Genomic DNA, 16,060 nt, shown 5'->3' with positions numbered 1-16,060 from the left:
AGAGCCATTTTGCGAAATAAATTAGGAGATGAAGCACCAATTCATCAAAAAAGCGCTTCATCCTTTTTTTAGCTTTTGGTTATGACTTAGCCGACATGTATTCTATCAAATCCAATACTTTGTTAGAATAACCCCATTCATTGTCGTACCAAGAGATAACTTTTAAGAATGTTGGTGAGAGCATAATACTTGCATCGGCATCAAAAATCGAAGTGCGCTCATCTCCCAAAAAGTCGGTTGAAACCACAGCATCTTCGGTGTAACCCAAAATACCTTTCAGGCTGGTATTGGCTGTAGATTTGAAAACGGCTTTTACTTCTTCAAAAGTCGTGGGCTTGCTTAGCCTTACGGTAAAATCGACCACCGATACGTTGGGGACTGGGACTCGGAAAGAAGTGCCCGTTACTTTTCCATTGAGCTCTGGGATCACTTTCCCAACAGCTTTCGCAGCACCCGTAGAGAAAGGGATGATGTTCTGATAAGCTCCTCGTCCGCCCCGCCAAGACCTCACCGAAGGGCTGTCTACCGTTTTTTGAGCTGCGGTTACGGCATGTACGGTTGTCATCAATCCTTCTTCTATGCCCCAATTATCCATCAATACTTTTGCGAGCGGCGCAAGGCAGTTGGTGGTACAAGAAGCATTCGACACAATGTCAATGTCTGGTGAGTAGGTTTCTTGGTTTACCCCCATCACAAACATGGGTGTATCATCTTTGGAGGGACCGGTCATGATCACCTTTTTCGCTCCAGCATCTAAGTGCGCTTGCGCAGTTTCTTTGGTGAGGAATACGCCGGTCGCTTCAGCTATATAATCGGCTCCTACCTCGCCCCAGTTTATAAACGAAGGATCTTTTTCTGCTGTCACACGTATCTCTTCCCCGTTTACAACTAGCTTCCCGTTTTCCACCGCTACTTCGCCTTTGAACCTTCCATGGGTAGAGTCATATTTGAGCATATAGGCGATGTAGTCCACGTCCAGCAAATCGTTGATGGCTACTATTTCTACGTCTTTTCTTTCTTGCGCAGCTCTGAATACTAATCGGCCAATTCTGCCAAATCCGTTAATTCCAATTTTAATCATTTGTATGTGTTTTATGTTAAACAATATGTACCAATTGGTACAAAATAAATTGCAGGATTGTTTCTTAATATGTACCAATCGGTACAAAATAGGTCAAATTTTTTATTCTATTATTTTAAGGTTCATTTTTACAATTTTCGTAAGGAGCTCGTCTTGTCCGCCCATTCTTTTGGTGATGTTCATACCGTTCCATGTGTTAATCAGGTGCTTGGCTATAAACTTTGGCGAGTGGGAAGTGTTGAACTGCTTTTTTTCTATCGCATCTGCGATCACTTCTTCAAAAACTTTTTCCAAATTTCCAAGGTGCTCGGCAGCTATGGATTTTAATTCTTCGTTGATGTTGGCCATTTCCACTAGCGTGTTTCCAAACAAACAACCATAGTTTCTGAAGTAATCTTTGGATGCCAGCCTTTCTAAAAATAAGGACCTAATAACTTCTAGCTTGTTTTCCGACTGGAGGAAACGACTCTTGATCTTGTTCATCGATTGTTTGGCTCTAAACTCCATCGATCTCCTGAAAAGCTCTTCCTTTCCTCCTTTAAAATGCAGGTAAAAACTGCCTTTTCCCATGTTCATGGCTTTGAGCAAGTCTTCTGCCGAAGTGGCCTCATAGCCTTTCTCCCAAAAAACGTCGGTTGCTTTTTGGATTACATCCTCTTCGTCAAATTGTCTTGGTCGTCCTGCCATGGGGCAAATATATACATTTGTTTCTATATTTTACTAAACGGTACAAAATTAAAAAGGTTCATTCTTTTGAGGCTACGTTGGGCTAATAGTTATATTCGTGGCTTGGTATTGATTGGTGGGGCTTTAAAAATAATTAACAATGGAAGAGCATTTTGAACTAAGCGACCGTGAATTTGAAGAGCGACTAGCAAATTGTACTATTGATCCTATTCTTTTCAGCCACGAGGCGCATTTGAGGCTGGCTTGGATCCACATCAGGAACTACGGAATTGAGAAAGCTATTGAAAATATTTGTGGGCAAATTCAAAAATTTGCCTGTTTTCATGGATCGAAGGATAAATACAACGCTACAGTGACCGTAGCGGCTGTGCGGGCTGTCTATCATTTCATGTTGAAATCTCATGCTAATACCTTTCAAGAACTTGTTTTAGAATTTCCAAGGCTCAAAAACAAGTTCAAAGATTTACTTGAATGCCATTATTCAATAAATATTTTCTTGTCAGAAGAAGCTAAAAATGAGTACGTTGAACCCGATCTACAACCGTTTGATTAAAAAAAATATATATTTTTATAAATAAAAATGAACGATCATTCATTTTCTTTGTTTTACCTTTGTGCTTTAGTTGAGAGTGGCAAAGAAGCTTAAATTGTAATTATGGCAAAACTTCAGAAGAGTATAGAAAAACGAGAGGCACTTTTAGCAGCTACCTTGAACCTGATCAATAGTGGTGGGATTCAGGAGGCTTCAATGTCTAAGGTTGCAAAGTTGGCTAAGGTATCTCCTGCCACCATCTATCTTTATTTTGAAAATAAGCAGGATTTGATAAACCAGCTTTACCTAGATGTAAAAGAGTCTTTCAGCAAAAAAGCTTTTGAAGGATACGAAGAAGGATTGCCCGTAAAAAAGAGTTTTGAGCAGATTTGGTTCAATATTGCCAACTACAAAATTACTCAGCGAGCAGAGGCGTGTTTTCTGTCTCAGTGCGACAATGCACCCTTGGTGGACATGGAAAGTAGGAGGGAAGGACTGAAGCATTTGCAGCCTTTGTTGGATCTATGGGTTAGAGGGCAAGAAGAAGGGATTATAAAGAAAATGTCTAATTACGTGCTTTACGCTTATACGGTTTACCCGTTGGCTTTTCTCACAAATACCGAGATTAGCGTGTATTGCCAGCTAGACAAATCTTCGCTGGACGAGGCTTTTCAGGCTGCTTGGGATAGTATTAAGGTGTAACAGCCTTGTTTTTTTGCGCAAAAAAGAATGAACGTTTATTAATATTGTAAATAAATAACACTTGTGATGGAATTATTAGAAAAATTAAACTGGCGATATGCTGCCAAAGCTATGAACGGTGCGAAGGTGCCACAAGAGAAAGTTGATGCAATTATTGAGGCAGCCTCGCTAGCTCCAACTTCTAGTGGTTTGCAGCCTTTTGAGATCATAGTTGTTACCAACCCAGAGGTAAAAAAGGCTATACGAGAAATAGCTTGGAACCAATCTGTAGTGACCGACTGCTCGCATCTGTTGGTTTTTGCTGCGTGGGATACCTATACAGAGGATAGGATAAACAGGATGTTTGACCTGACCAACGAGGTGCGTGGGTTCAAGAATGAAGGTTGGGAAAATTACCGCCAAATGTTGTTGAATAGTTATCCAAAAAGAGATGCTGAAACAAACTTCAACCATGCGGCAAGGCAAGCATACATCGCATTTTCACAGTCTATAGCCGCAGCGGCTTTCGAAGGGGTAGATGCTACGCCAATTGAAGGTTTTGACCCGGTAGAATTAGATAAAATTCTTGGCTTGAATGAAAAAGGGTTGAGAAGCTGTGTGATACTTCCATTAGGCTATCGCGATACGGAGAACGATTGGTTGGTAAAACTTCCAAAAGTGAGGAAGCCTAAAGATGAATTGGTAACAGTAGTAGATTAATTGAACAAGCTTCATTTCAGGTAGTTTTATAAGCGTATGTTTGGTTTGTTAAACATGCGCTTTGTTTAATCTTTTGACGCATTTTTTGATATGAACGATTTTGAATTTAAGAACCCAACGAAGATAATTTTTGGGAAAGATAAAATCTCGAAACTTAAAGGTGAAATACCAGCAAATGCAAAAGTATTGATGCTATACGGAGGAGGAAGTATCAAGAAAAATGGCGTTTACGAGCAGGTGAAGGAAGCTCTTTCTGATGTTAAGGTATTGGAAATGGGAGGCATTCCGCCAAACCCTGAATATGAAGTGTTGCTCAAGGCTGTGGAACTCATTAAGTCTGAAAATATCACTTTTCTACTCGCTGTGGGTGGAGGTTCTGTAATAGATGGTGCGAAGTTTATTTCCGCAGCGGCGCTCTACGAAGGAGACTCTCCTTGGGACTTGATTACCCGAAGGAAACCTGTGCTAGAAGGAATGCCGTTTGGTACGGTGCTAACTTTGCCGGCAACGGGTTCTGAAATGAACTCAGGTTCGGTTATCACCAGAAAAGAGATAAAAGCTAAGGTTGCTTTGGGCGGACCTGGGTTGTTTCCAGTGTTCTCCATCCTCGACCCACAAGTGGTTAGTTCTATTCCTCAAAACCAAATAGCCAACGGCTTGGCAGATGCATTCACGCATGTATTGGAGCAATATGTAACCTACCCTGTAGAGGCTATTTTACAAGACAGGATTGCCGAAAGCGTATTGCAATCGCTGATAGAAGTAGCCCCTGCTATCATGAAAGATCCATCTGACTACAAAGCTGCTTCGAACTTTATGTGGAGCTGTACCATGGCTTTGAACGGGCTTCTTCGCCTTGGTGTGCCAACGGACTGGAGTATTCATGCTATAGGTCATGAACTAACGGCTCTTTTTGGAATAGATCATGCACGTACATTGGCTATTCTAACCAAAAACTTGTACACGCACAACTTTGAATACAAAAAGGAAAAATTGGCGCAATTAGCTGAGCGAGTTTGGGGAGTGAATGAAGGAGGCGTAGATGAAAAAGCGCAAGCAGGTATTGATCATATTGAGTTTTTTTTCCATTCATTAGGTATTAAAACCAAGCTTTCGGAATATACCGAAGCCTATGAAGGTACGGCTGAAATTATAGCAGATAGATTGGAAGAAAGGGGTTGGACTGCCCTTGGAGAACGGGGAGAAACCACTCCTAAAGACGTGGCTGAAATTGTAGCTATGAGTTATTAGAGTAGTAATTTAGTTATAGATGATTAAACCCCGTTCGAGCTTTGTTCGATCGGGGTTTTGTTTTAAAATACGTTGTTAAAAGGTTGTTTTAGATTGTTTTGTGCAATCACATTTCTGTCCAAATCTTCTCTGTGGTTTTTCTTTTTGCTCCGAACGACTAATTTTGATCGGTTGGAGATTATTTTTTGGCGGAAGCCAATTTTCAAAGACGGTGTGTATCCACCTTTTATAACTTTAACAGATAAATACTATGTTGGAAAAAACGTGGCGTTGGTTTGGGGAAAACGATAAGATCACCCTTGGGCAAATTAGGCAAATAGGCATTGAGGGTATCGTAACAGCTCTTCACCATATCCCAAATGGAGAGGTATGGTCGGTAGAAGAAATTAAAAAAACACAAGCGGAAATTGAAAAGTATGGTATGCGCTGGTCGGTGGTGGAAAGCCTGCCCGTGCACGAGATCATCAAATACGGAGGTGTTGAAAGAGATCAGTTGATCGAAAATTATAAAAAGAGTTTGGTGAACCTAGGTGAGTGCGGGCTAAAAACGATCTGTTACAACTTTATGCCTGTGATAGATTGGATAAGGACTGATCTGAACTACCGTCTGCCCGATACTACGGAGGTGCTGTATTTCAACTTTGTAGATTTTGTGGTGTTCGATCGGTTTATTTTGGAGAGGGAACAAGCTGCTGAAGAGTATCCGAAAGAAATAGTGGAGAAGGCTGCGCTGCGATTTGGGGAAATGAGCGAGCAGGACAAGAACAGTTTGGTAGACACGATCGTTGTAAAAACGCAAGGGTTTATCGATGGGATCAGTGCAGATGAGCCTGCCGAAGCGGCGAGGATTTTCAAGCAACTCTTGCAGAATTATAAAGAAATAGATGATGCAAAACTGAGGGCAAACCTCAAATATTTTTTAGATGCGATTTTGCCAACAGCCGAAGAGCAAGGGATTAAAATGAGCATTCATCCCGATGATCCGCCCATGAAAGTGCTAGGGTTACCTCGGATTGTAGGAACAATGGAAGACCTCGATTGGATTTTTGAACACATTCCATCTCCGTCCAATGCGCTCACCTTTTGCACCGGTTCGCTGGGCGCTAGGGCAGATAATGATTTGAAGGGAATGATGCAGAAGTTCAAGGCTCGAATTCATTTTGCCCATTTGCGTAGTACGCAGTTGGTGGGAAATGGTGATTTTTATGAAGCAGAACACCTTGGCGGAGGGGTTGATATGTATGAGATGATCAGAAGCTTGTTGCTTGAACAAAAAAACAGAGCATCTGGCGAGCGTATCCCGATGCGGGTAGATCATGGGCGGAGGCTTCTTGCCGACTTTAATAATGCTTACAATCCTGGTTATCCGCTTTTTGGGAGAATGAAGGCAATGGCTGAAATTTCTGGGCTTGAGATGGGTGTGTTGAAGAATATCAACAGTTGAGTTTTGTATGCGAATTTATTCAGTGATTATCGATATTATACAAAGGTATACTTTCTAGTATTCTTTAATGTCCCAAGCACTTATGGAAATATGCTTGGGATTTTCAATTGGCTTAATAGGTCTTTTGAATACTATAATTTTTTAAAACATCTATTTTTTTGAAGGTGTCTTCCTTTAAAAAAGAAGGCGTCATGGTCTTTTTATTTCTTTTTTTGAATGGTAAATATCGGAATAAGATAAAAAAAAGTAGACTTCGTGCTAAAAGGGGTATTTGCTTGTGAAAGCTTTGTGATGAATACTGAAAAAGAGCTAGATTACATTTGATAATCATCAAGAAATCAAGCCTTATCATCATGAAAACACTGTTTTTTATTATTGCCTTAACGATGTTGGTTTCAAGTTGCGGACAAAAGAAATCAACCGAAGAAACTGAGTCTGTAGCCCAAGCCGAAGAGCTAACCTACACCGCCGAATGGGAATCGTTAGAAAAATACGAAGTGCCAGAATGGTACCTTGATATGAAATTTGGTATTTATTTCCACTGGGGTCCATATTCTGTCCCCGCCTACAAAACCGAATGGTACTCGCACAGGATGTATAACGAAGGGGATGAGATCAGGAAATACCACGAAGAAACCTATGGGCCACTCAATGAATTTGGGTATAAGGATTTTATCCCAATGTTCAAAGCAGAGAAATTTGATGCTGACGAGTGGGCAGATCTTTTTGTGAAAGCTGGGGCACAGTTTGCCGGACCAGTTGCCGAGCATGCCGATGGCTTTGCCATGTGGGACAGCAAGCTTACCGAATGGGATGCAGTAGATATGGGTCCAAAGAGAGACATAGTAGGGGAGATGGAGAAAGCGGTAAAAGGACGTGGTTTGAAGTTTATAGCTACGTATCACCGCCACTGGCTGTACGCCTGGTACACCACTTGGGATAAAAACACGGATGCATCTAACCCTGAATTTGCAGGTCTTTATGGTCCTCAAGTTCCAGAAGGAACGTTCGTTATGGCAGATACGAAAACTTCTCCTTTGCCCGATGAGCAGTTCAATAAAGAATGGCTTGGTCGTTTGGATGAGCTAATGGATAATTATGAGCCAGATATTATTTGGTTCGATAATAAAATGGACATAATAGATGAAAGCTACCGTAAGCAGTTTTTAGCTAATTACTATAATAAGGCAGAGCAGTGGGGGAAAGAAGTAGTTTGTACCTACAAGTTCACTGACTTGAAAGTGGGTACTGCCGTACTTGACTTAGAACGTTCGCGTATGAGCGAAAAGAAAGATTTTCCATGGCTTACAGACGATTCGATAGATTGGGAAGCTTGGTGTAATATCAGTACTCCCCGTTACAAATCGACCAATAGGTTGATAGACTTTATGGTAGATGTGGTAAGTAAAAATGGTGCTGTCTTATTAAATATCACCCCAACGGCAGAAGGCGTAATTCCTGAGCCAGTGAAAGAGCGTTTGCTTGGAATGGGTGAATGGCTGAAGATAAATGGAGAGGCTATCTACGGTACTCGACCTTGGGAGATTTATGGTGAAGGTCCTTCGGGAGTAGTAGAGGGTCACTTGAGTGAAGATAAAAATGCTGACAATACATCGGAAGATATTCGCTTTACCACCAAAGGAGAAACTTTGTATGCCACTGTGCTTGATTGGCCAACCAAACCAAGCGTAATCCGAGCATTGGCGGCTGGCACAGAAGAGGTGAAAAATATTGAACTTTTGGGGAGCGAAGAGGAGATAGTTTGGAAGCAAACCGAAGCTGGTTTGGAAATAAATGTACCTAAAGCTAAACCATGTGAGCACGCTTTTGTGTATAAAATCATATTTTAGGTAGAAGGGGTAAAAAGTATATACAAGGCAGGGGGGGGTAACTCCTGCCTTTTTTTGTAGTTATTATTGAGGCTTTGTACTAAATTTCAGCACTTAACAAAATACATGTATTCTAAAGATTGCTTCAAGCCTTATCCCATGAAAAAAGTAAAAGAAGAAGTTCCTTACATTCCTGAAAAGGCAAAAGAACTTTTCCCCAAAGTAGATTTCGCAGATACTTTTTCTACCACAAACCATTCGAATACAATGGAGGAAATTGCAAACTTGGTGTTCAACACCAGCCCCAAATGGGTGGAAGCATTATTTGCCCTAAGAAATAGAATCGTTAAGGTTTTTGGTCTTAAAACAAGTCTTCCCGATGATTATACGGGTGAATTTAGGGTAGGGGGCTATGTAAAGTTTTTCAAAATATACAGTATTTCTGAGCAGGAGGTGATTATGGGTGCAGATGATTCACATCTAAACTTTAGGGCTATTATCGCCAACACCAGCGCCTCTTCAAGTAATATTAAAGTCACTACGCTGGTTCGGTTCAACAATGCGATGGGTAGAATTTATATGGGCATAATTAAGCCCTTCCATAGACTAGTAGTGATGCAGATGGTGAAAAATGCATATAGCAAAAGCTAAGGAAGGGCTAGGAATGTGTTGTTTTGGGTGAATTTTTTACTCTTCTGTCAATTTATAGAATCTTACATAATCAACCTCCATAGATGTTGGGAATGCGGTTTCGTCTACTCCTTCTACGCCTCCCCAACTACCTCCTACGGCAATGTTTAGCAGTAAGTGAAAGCGTTTGTCGAATGGCCAGGATGCTGAGCCTTTTTTATCATTTTTGAATAAGAAAAGCTGTTCGTTATCTATGTAGCCAGTAATAGATTCAGGAGTCCAATCAACTCGATACGTATGGAATTCTGAGCTTACATTTTCCACTACCTTGCTTTTCCCCACCTGAGTTCCTATGCTATGGTTATATGCTTCGGTATGAACAGTTATATGCACTTTGTCTTGGTCATACCCTACATGTTCCATAATGTCAATTTCACCAGATTTTGGCCAGTCTCCATAAGCCCAATCGGTAGGGAGCATCCAAATTGCAGGCCAAGTACCAACGCCAGTAGGAAGCTTAGCACGGACTTCTATACGGCCATATAGAAAGTCGCCTTTTTCTTTTGAGATAAGGCGGGTGGACGAATAATTCATTCCTCCAATATCCTCTTTTATCGCTTGTATTTTCAATACGCCATCGGCTACTTGGGCATTTTTTAGGCTATCGGTATAGTATTGTAATTCTTGGTTGCCCCAGCCGCTTCCGCCTATATCGTAGCCCCATTTGGCAGGGTCGGGTTTTCCGGTATAGTCAAATTCATCTGACCATGTAACGGTGTCTTCAAACCCGTAGACAACAGGTCCGGGGATTTCGTAGTCTGGTGTGGGGGCTTGTTCATCTGCATCGGAAGAGGAGCAGGCACTCAGGTAGGACAGACCTATTAAAATCAATAAGTTGATCATCTTCATATATTTCGAATAGTTAGTTAAAAGTATGAATGCTACCAACTAAGATAGCTGGTAGCATTCATTTTAAGTTTTTGATGAGTGATTTTGTTTTTTAATAACCAGGGTTTTGTTGCAAACCAGCTGATCTTACATCGTTGATAGGAATTGGCAATACTTCGTTTTTACCTGCGGTGAAGCCTAAAGCGCCTAGTTCGTCACTGGCTTTTCCCCAACGCACCAAATCTACGAACCTATGCCCTTCTAAGGCAAGTTCTAGTTGGCGCTCCAAAACGATTGCTTCGAAAAGGTCATTGCCAGAAACTCCAGTAAGCGCAGGTAGGTTGGTACCAGGTCGTTGTCTTACTTGGTTTATGTAAGTAATGGCTTTTGCCTCGTTACCATTTCTGAATTCCGCTTCTGCAGCCATCAAAAGTACATCAGCATAACGCATGACTCTGATATTGGTGCCATAATTCAGCTCGCCAACTGGCGCTCCAGTATGGTTTTGGAATGTACCATATTTTCTTTGCCAGAAGCCTTCAAAGTCCCATGCGTTGTCTACGCTCCAGTTGCCGCCAGCAGCTTCTAATTCTGCTCTTGACATTATCGTTTGTGCTCTGCGAGTATTGTCGCCAGCTCCTATATAGGCATCGTATAACTTTTGCTTAGGTACATTAAAGCCCCACCCGCCAATAAGTGAATCGCCAGGCGCCATGGTGTAGAAATCTGCTCTTGGGCCCATTAGCTGGATATGGATGTTGCTTTCAGGTTTTTCTCCCCAAGGGAAGTTGCCCCAGTCGTAAGACTCTCCGTTGGTGAAAGAAAGTTCGAACAATGATTCTATTCCAAATTCACCAGCTTCTGAGAAGGCTGCTGAAATAGACGGCTCTAAGTCGTAGTTGCCACTTAAGATAACCGCATCAAATTGAGCAGCAGCTTCCGCCCATTCTTCTTGGAATAAATATGCTTTTCCTAAAAAAGCTTGTGCCGCACCTTTCGAAAACCTGAACCTATCTGAAAGACTATAGGTATTTGCCTCTGGCAATACGCTTATCGCTTCTTTGAGGTCAGTTTCAATTTGGTCATATACTTCAGCTACACTAGTTCTTGGTACGTTGCCATAGTCGCTTGGTGCAATGTCATTCAAAACCAAAGGCACATCGCCCCAGAGGCTTACAAGCTCCATGTAGTTCATAGCCCTTAGTGCTTTTGCTTCGGCAATCAGCCTATTTTGCAAATCAGACTCGCCTGGTATTTTGTTGATGACCTTGTTTGATCTGTAAATGGCATAATAAAGCATTTTCCAAACGTCGTTGATCTTGTCGTTTTGAGAGTCGATGTTGAAATCGTCCAAATCTTGATATCCTTTTTGGTCGCCATCGTTTGAACCGCCTGCATTGCTATCGTCAGAAAGCATGGTTTTTACCACATATAAGCTTGCCCAGTTGCCAAAATAATGAGCGGAAACCATGTCGTAAATAGCTGTTACCGCAAATTCGGCATCTTCATCGGTTTGGTAAAAATCCTGTTCTGCAAACTTGCCAGGCACTTCTTGGTCGAGGAAGTCGCTGCATGAAGTAGCCACCATAAAGGCGAGTACTATTGCTATCTTTTTTATAAATATATTTTTCATTTTTATATTTTCTTAATGATTTGATGAATCGTAAAAACTGATCTGTTTTGTACTTATCAAAAATTAAAAACTGAATGACAAGCCACCGATAGCTGTTCTAGGCACAGGGTAATATCCTCTGTCGATGCCAATACTGTTATCGCCACCAGAACCAGCTTCAGGGTCTAGACCTGGGTAGCTAGTGAATGTGAAGAAGTTATCAAGTGAAACATAGAATCTCACATTTTTGACATGGATAGTGTCGGTGATTTTGCTTGGAAGTGTGTAACCCAGTTGCATTTGTCTGATTCTGGCAAACGAGCCATCAAACACCATCAGGTCACTGCTGTAGGCAATAGTGCTTGAAGTATTTGCTCTGAACCATGAGTTAGTAGAGCCTTCGCCAGTCCATCTGTCTTCATAGAAGAAAGCAGGTTTATTAGCAGTTGGTCTATCCGTACGGTTGAAGCCCATTAGTACTTCGTTGCCTACTTGCCCTTGGAGGAATACCAAAAGGTCGAAGCCTTTGTAGCTCATATTGATTCTTGTACCGAAGTAAAAATCTGGATGAGGGTCGCCAATGTATTGCTGATCGGCAGGAGAGATTTGCCCATCGCCATTGGTGTCTACCGCTCTTGGATCACCTGGAACTGGAGCGTATCCTTCTAAGCCATTTTCTGAAATATAAGTATCTATGTCAGATTGGCTTTGGAAGATCCCATCTGTTACGTATCCATTGAAGTACCAAACTGGCATACCTTCTTCAAATTGAGTAGCTCCGCTCCAGCCTGTTCCTATGTTAGCACCTGCAATTTTAGGATAGTTAGGATCCAAATAAGTTACTTCATTTTTGAGGGTAGATAAGTTGGCGCTAATTCCGTATTGGAATTCGTGCTCGCTTGCATTGTTGTAACCTATTTCAAATTCAAAACCCTTGTTCAGTACATTACCTGCATTCACAAAAGGAAGGCTGTTTCCTGCAAAAATTGGAGGTGCGCCCGGAGTGATCAAATCTTTGGTTTCCTTTTCGTAATAGTCTACAGAGAATGTCAATTGGTTGTTGAATAGCCTGAAATCTGCTCCAATATCAATCTGCTCACTGGTTTCCCAAGTAAGGAAAGGGTTTTCAAGGTTCGAAGGAGCTGCACCTGGCAAGTATGTCCCATCTGAACCAGGGTATCTGATCACGCCACCTACGTTTGTAGCGATAGATGATTGCCATTGACCAGGATAAAGGTTAGACAAGCTACCATTTTGTCCCCAGCTCAAGCGAAGTTTAGCATAGTTCACTACATCTGAAATTCCACCTCCGAAGAAAGCTTCGTTTGAGAATACCCAGCCTAGTGAGAATGAAGGGAAAGTACCCCATTGGTTTCCATCAGAAAGCATAGATGAACCGTCTCTCCTTACAGTGGCATTGAACAAGTATTTGCCCATGTAATCGTAAGACAACCTTCCGAAGTAAGAAGCAAGTGTCCTAGATTCGGGGCGGCTTCCTATACGGTCGGTGTCATCAGGTACATAATCTCCGTACGACCATTTTTCTTCTTCCCTGAATAAACCTGCATAGCTTCCGTTCAAGTTGTTGTAGGTGTATTCCTGAACAGAACCACCACCAAGTAAAGTAAAATGGTGTTCGCCAATAGTCCTATCGTAAGTAGCGAAGTTTTCCCATTGCCATGTGTACCATTCTTGCCACTCGTCAGAACCTGTAGCTACATTGTTTAGGCTTTCCGAAGAATACCAGAAGGTTGGGCTCCAGTTATGGTAGCGCTGGTAAGCAGCATCTAACCCAACTCTAGAAGTGATTTTTAGACCTTCTAATGGAGCCAATTCGGCAAATACATTTCCTAATATTTTATTTTGCGTAGTCTTACCTTTTGTAAGGTCTATTCGAGCAAGTGGATTTCCATATTCTCCTTTTACAAAGTTTGAAATACCATAATAGAAACCGTTTTCATCTTGTACTAATGGATGGCCAGCATCGAGAGCCGTAAGTACATGAGAAGGCAAAGTGGAGCCTGTGTACCTTACAGGAGTGATGGGGTCTAATGAAAGAGCAGCTGCTACAATTCCACCATACTCATCATTTTCCGAAATACCAGTTTTGTTGATGAGCGAGTAAGAAAGGTTTTCTCCTACGGTCAACCAATCTTTGATTTTGTGTTTCGAATTGAAACGAACAGTGTACCTATTGAATCTTGATTTGTCACCACCGATCACACCATCTTGTTGGAAAAGTGTTCCTGAAATGAAGTAGGTTGACTTTTCTGCGCCACCGCTGAACGATAGCGTATGGTTTTGTTGAGGGGCAGTTTGATACATTTCGTCAAACCAATCGGTACCATTTCCTATACCAGCCACATCGGCAGCGGTTGGCGCGCCAGGAACGTTCGCCTCTTCCATGTAGGTTTGGTACTGCTGAGCATTCATCATAGGCATAATATCCGGCTGCGCTGTTTGCGAACCTATTTGTCCGTTGTAAGTGATCACGCCAGAGTTTGGCTTGCCAGATTTGGTAGTTACGATGACAACTCCGTTGGCACCTTCTGCACCATAGATAGCAGCTGAAGCAGCATCTTTCAGAATTTCAATAGACTCGATGTCGCTTGGGCTTAGGTAATCCATACCTGCAGACCCAGTTCTTACACCATCTACAATAAACAAAGGATCTGAGCCGCCATTTGATGCTGTTCCTCTAATCCTGATTTTTGTGCCGCTTCCTGGAGAACCTGAAGTAGGTTTGATATAAACACCAGCGGTTCTTCCTTGGAGTGCTTGGTCTACTCGACTTACCGATACGTTCTCTAGCTCTTCTGCCTTAACCGAAGAAATAGCACCAGTAGTTAAGCTTTTCTTTTGTTCGCCATAGCCAATAACTACTACTTCTTCCAATGCCAAAACATCTGAAACGAGTTTCACGTCAATCGTGCTTCTTCCATTTACTGGAACTTCTTGGGTAACAAATCCTATGTATGAAAAAACAAGAATGGCATCTGAAGAGGGGATGCTCAGGGAGAAGTTTCCATCGAGATCGGTGACACCACCGTTACTTGTACCCTGAATGAGGATGCTGACACCAGGGATTGATTCGCCCGTATCGTCTGTAACATTTCCGCTTACTTTTAGGTCTTGAGCAAAAGATGTTGCCCAAAAAACAGTGAAGCATAAAGTCAGAAAAGGCATTTTAAGCCTTTTTAGAAATTGTACAATTTCCACTTTCATATTGATCGTTGTTTTAGTTAATTATAAATTAATATATCAAATGTATAGGACAGAATCGGCAACGCTTTAAGTTGCTCTACACTTTACCTACGTCAAATAGGTTTTGCCCTACGTCATTTCTACTACATTTAGTACAACTAATTGATAATTAGTTTATAATAAATAAAATATTTTATTTTTTTCTCTTTATATCTTTAACTAATCAACTATTTTTTTTATGGTTTTTTAATGAAATAGGAAGTGTTTGAGGTATATTATAAAGGGTATGAAATACACTTGTTTGGTATAATAGGGTTTTGGATTATTTCCTAAGGCGCCTGTCGGTAGCTTCTGTGTAAGAGAGGTGAGAGGGCACAAAAAAAGCTGCAGTAATTTCCGCAGCTTTTCTAATAGTGAATTGTTCATCTTCAGTTGATATTTTAGTTTACACATTCAGGCAAGCCTTACACAGTAGCTTTACCGTGCCTTAGAGAAACTCTCTTGCGTAATCTTCATTAGTTGATAAGCAGCTTACGCTTCCAACTTTTGGTATTCATTCGTAATACGACTAAGTAAATACCCTTGGGTAGAGGGCTGATTTGAAGTTTGCCGACTTCATTTCTTGTTAAGTTATCTTTCTGGTACACCAGTTTCCCAGTGGTATCTTTTATGCTAATTTGGTTGTTGGTATGGTACAAGTTTTTCGGGATAGCTATAGAAACATGCGTGCTCGCTGGGTTAGGATAGATGTTTATTTGCTCTTCCCAATCAAGGTCTTCTGTTCCATTTACAATCCTTATTGCTGAAAAATTCAGCCAGTTAATGTTGAACTCAGGTTGTAGAATCAACGCCCTAAGCGTTCCTATTCCTTTGTTTAAGTTTATAGAAGCACTTACCGTTTGCCAGTTTTGCCACCCTCCCGTTACAGGAATGGGTAACGTCGAGCTATTGATGATTTGCCCCCCAGTGTCGAGCTGTTGGATTTCTAACTGTCCTCCATTGCTGTAGCAGGCTATTCTTGCTTCTATTTTGTATTCGCCTGAATCTTTTACAATGATTTTATAATCAAGGTAATCACCAGCAGATGTATAGCCTATATTTTGGCCACCGCCTATATCCGATGTTTCTTCAATTTCCAGCCCTTGGTTTATATAAAAGCTCTCAGCTTCAATCTTGCCCGGTATTTCGAAGTGACGAGGCAAGGTGTTCCTGATGGAAAGCTCTTCAAATTGCTCCAGAAAAGTACCGTCTTCCGCTTTTATATGTGAGCCTTCGTAGCTGATTGTCAATATAGTTTGATCTGTAATAGTACCTATTTTCCCTAGCGAAATCTCCACTGTTTTGGTATTGCTTTCGTATTGTGAAATGTCAATAATATCAACAGGTTCGTCGTCTACTTTTAAGCTAAAGCCTTTAGTTGAAAGGGATAAAGTATCGACAGGTTTGTTCAGGTTCAATATGATCGAATTATCCTCACTTAATTCAGCTGAAAGTGCTTTAA

13 protein-coding genes are annotated in these 16,060 nt (G+C 41.4%); 7 read left to right on the top strand and 6 right to left on the bottom strand.

Features of this window, described 5'->3' with window-relative positions; translation table 11 throughout:
• Nucleotides 1-79: 79 nt before the first annotated feature.
• Nucleotides 80-1,087 carry a type I glyceraldehyde-3-phosphate dehydrogenase gene (gene gap, locus R9C00_17690; protein WPO38776.1) on the bottom strand — a complete coding sequence of 336 codons (1,008 nt, stop codon included), beginning with the start codon at nt 1,085-1,087 and terminating at the stop codon, nt 80-82.
• Between the two features lie 96 nt (nt 1,088-1,183).
• Nucleotides 1,184-1,768, bottom strand: a complete 585-nt coding sequence (locus R9C00_17685; GenBank protein ID WPO33536.1) for a TetR/AcrR family transcriptional regulator — start codon at nt 1,766-1,768, stop codon at nt 1,184-1,186.
• Between the two features lie 139 nt (nt 1,769-1,907).
• Here R9C00_17685 and R9C00_17680 point away from each other — a divergent pair, with 139 nt between their 5' ends.
• The 7 genes from R9C00_17680 to R9C00_17650 all read left to right on the top strand — a co-directional run bounded on the left by R9C00_17680 (nt 1,908) and on the right by R9C00_17650 (nt 8,876).
• Complete coding sequence (locus tag R9C00_17680) at nt 1,908-2,321, top strand: hypothetical protein (protein ID WPO33535.1); 414 nt, start codon at nt 1,908-1,910, stop codon at nt 2,319-2,321.
• Nucleotides 2,322-2,423: 102 nt separating this feature from the next.
• Complete coding sequence (locus R9C00_17675) at nt 2,424-3,002, top strand: TetR/AcrR family transcriptional regulator (protein WPO33534.1); 579 nt, start codon at nt 2,424-2,426, stop codon at nt 3,000-3,002.
• 66 nt (nt 3,003-3,068) lie between these two features.
• Complete coding sequence (locus tag R9C00_17670; protein ID WPO33533.1) at nt 3,069-3,701, top strand: NAD(P)H-dependent oxidoreductase; 633 nt, start codon at nt 3,069-3,071, stop codon at nt 3,699-3,701.
• 90 nt (nt 3,702-3,791) lie between these two features.
• Complete coding sequence (locus R9C00_17665; GenBank protein WPO33532.1) at nt 3,792-4,952, top strand: iron-containing alcohol dehydrogenase; 1,161 nt, start codon at nt 3,792-3,794, stop codon at nt 4,950-4,952.
• A gap of 250 nt (nt 4,953-5,202) precedes the next feature.
• On the top strand, nt 5,203-6,396 hold the full coding sequence (gene uxuA / locus R9C00_17660) for a mannonate dehydratase (GenBank protein WPO33531.1): 1,194 nt from the start codon (nt 5,203-5,205) through the stop codon (nt 6,394-6,396).
• 353 nt (nt 6,397-6,749) lie between these two features.
• Nucleotides 6,750-8,246 (top strand): alpha-L-fucosidase, encoded by a 1,497-nt coding sequence (locus tag R9C00_17655; protein WPO33530.1) that lies wholly within the window; start codon nt 6,750-6,752, stop codon nt 8,244-8,246.
• A gap of 138 nt (nt 8,247-8,384) precedes the next feature.
• Nucleotides 8,385-8,876 (top strand): DUF2867 domain-containing protein, encoded by a 492-nt coding sequence (locus tag R9C00_17650; GenBank protein WPO33529.1) that lies wholly within the window; start codon nt 8,385-8,387, stop codon nt 8,874-8,876.
• A 36-nt stretch (nt 8,877-8,912) separates the two neighbouring features.
• Here the strand turns inward: R9C00_17650 and R9C00_17645 are convergent, their stop codons facing one another.
• The 4 genes from R9C00_17645 to R9C00_17630 all read right to left on the bottom strand — a co-directional run bounded on the left by R9C00_17645 (nt 8,913) and on the right by R9C00_17630 (nt 16,016).
• Nucleotides 8,913-9,764: a glycoside hydrolase family 16 protein gene (locus R9C00_17645; GenBank protein WPO33528.1), complete on the bottom strand. Its 852-nt coding sequence runs from the start codon at nt 9,762-9,764 to the stop codon at nt 8,913-8,915.
• Between the two features lie 91 nt (nt 9,765-9,855).
• A complete protein-coding gene (locus R9C00_17640) occupies nt 9,856-11,376 on the bottom strand; it encodes a RagB/SusD family nutrient uptake outer membrane protein (protein WPO33527.1) in 1,521 nt (506 codons plus the stop codon).
• A gap of 63 nt (nt 11,377-11,439) precedes the next feature.
• Nucleotides 11,440-14,580: a TonB-dependent receptor gene (locus R9C00_17635; GenBank protein WPO33526.1), complete on the bottom strand. Its 3,141-nt coding sequence runs from the start codon at nt 14,578-14,580 to the stop codon at nt 11,440-11,442.
• A 494-nt stretch (nt 14,581-15,074) separates the two neighbouring features.
• On the bottom strand, nt 15,075-16,016 hold the full coding sequence (locus R9C00_17630; protein WPO33525.1) for a carbohydrate-binding protein: 942 nt from the start codon (nt 16,014-16,016) through the stop codon (nt 15,075-15,077).
• Nucleotides 16,017-16,060 lie beyond the last annotated feature (44 nt).

This window comes from Flammeovirgaceae bacterium SG7u.111 (assembly GCA_034044135.1).
GTDB lineage: Bacteria > Bacteroidota > Bacteroidia > Cytophagales > Flammeovirgaceae.
The sequence above is the reverse complement of the archived record's forward strand: the minus strand, read 5'-3'. Positions and strand labels throughout refer to the sequence as shown.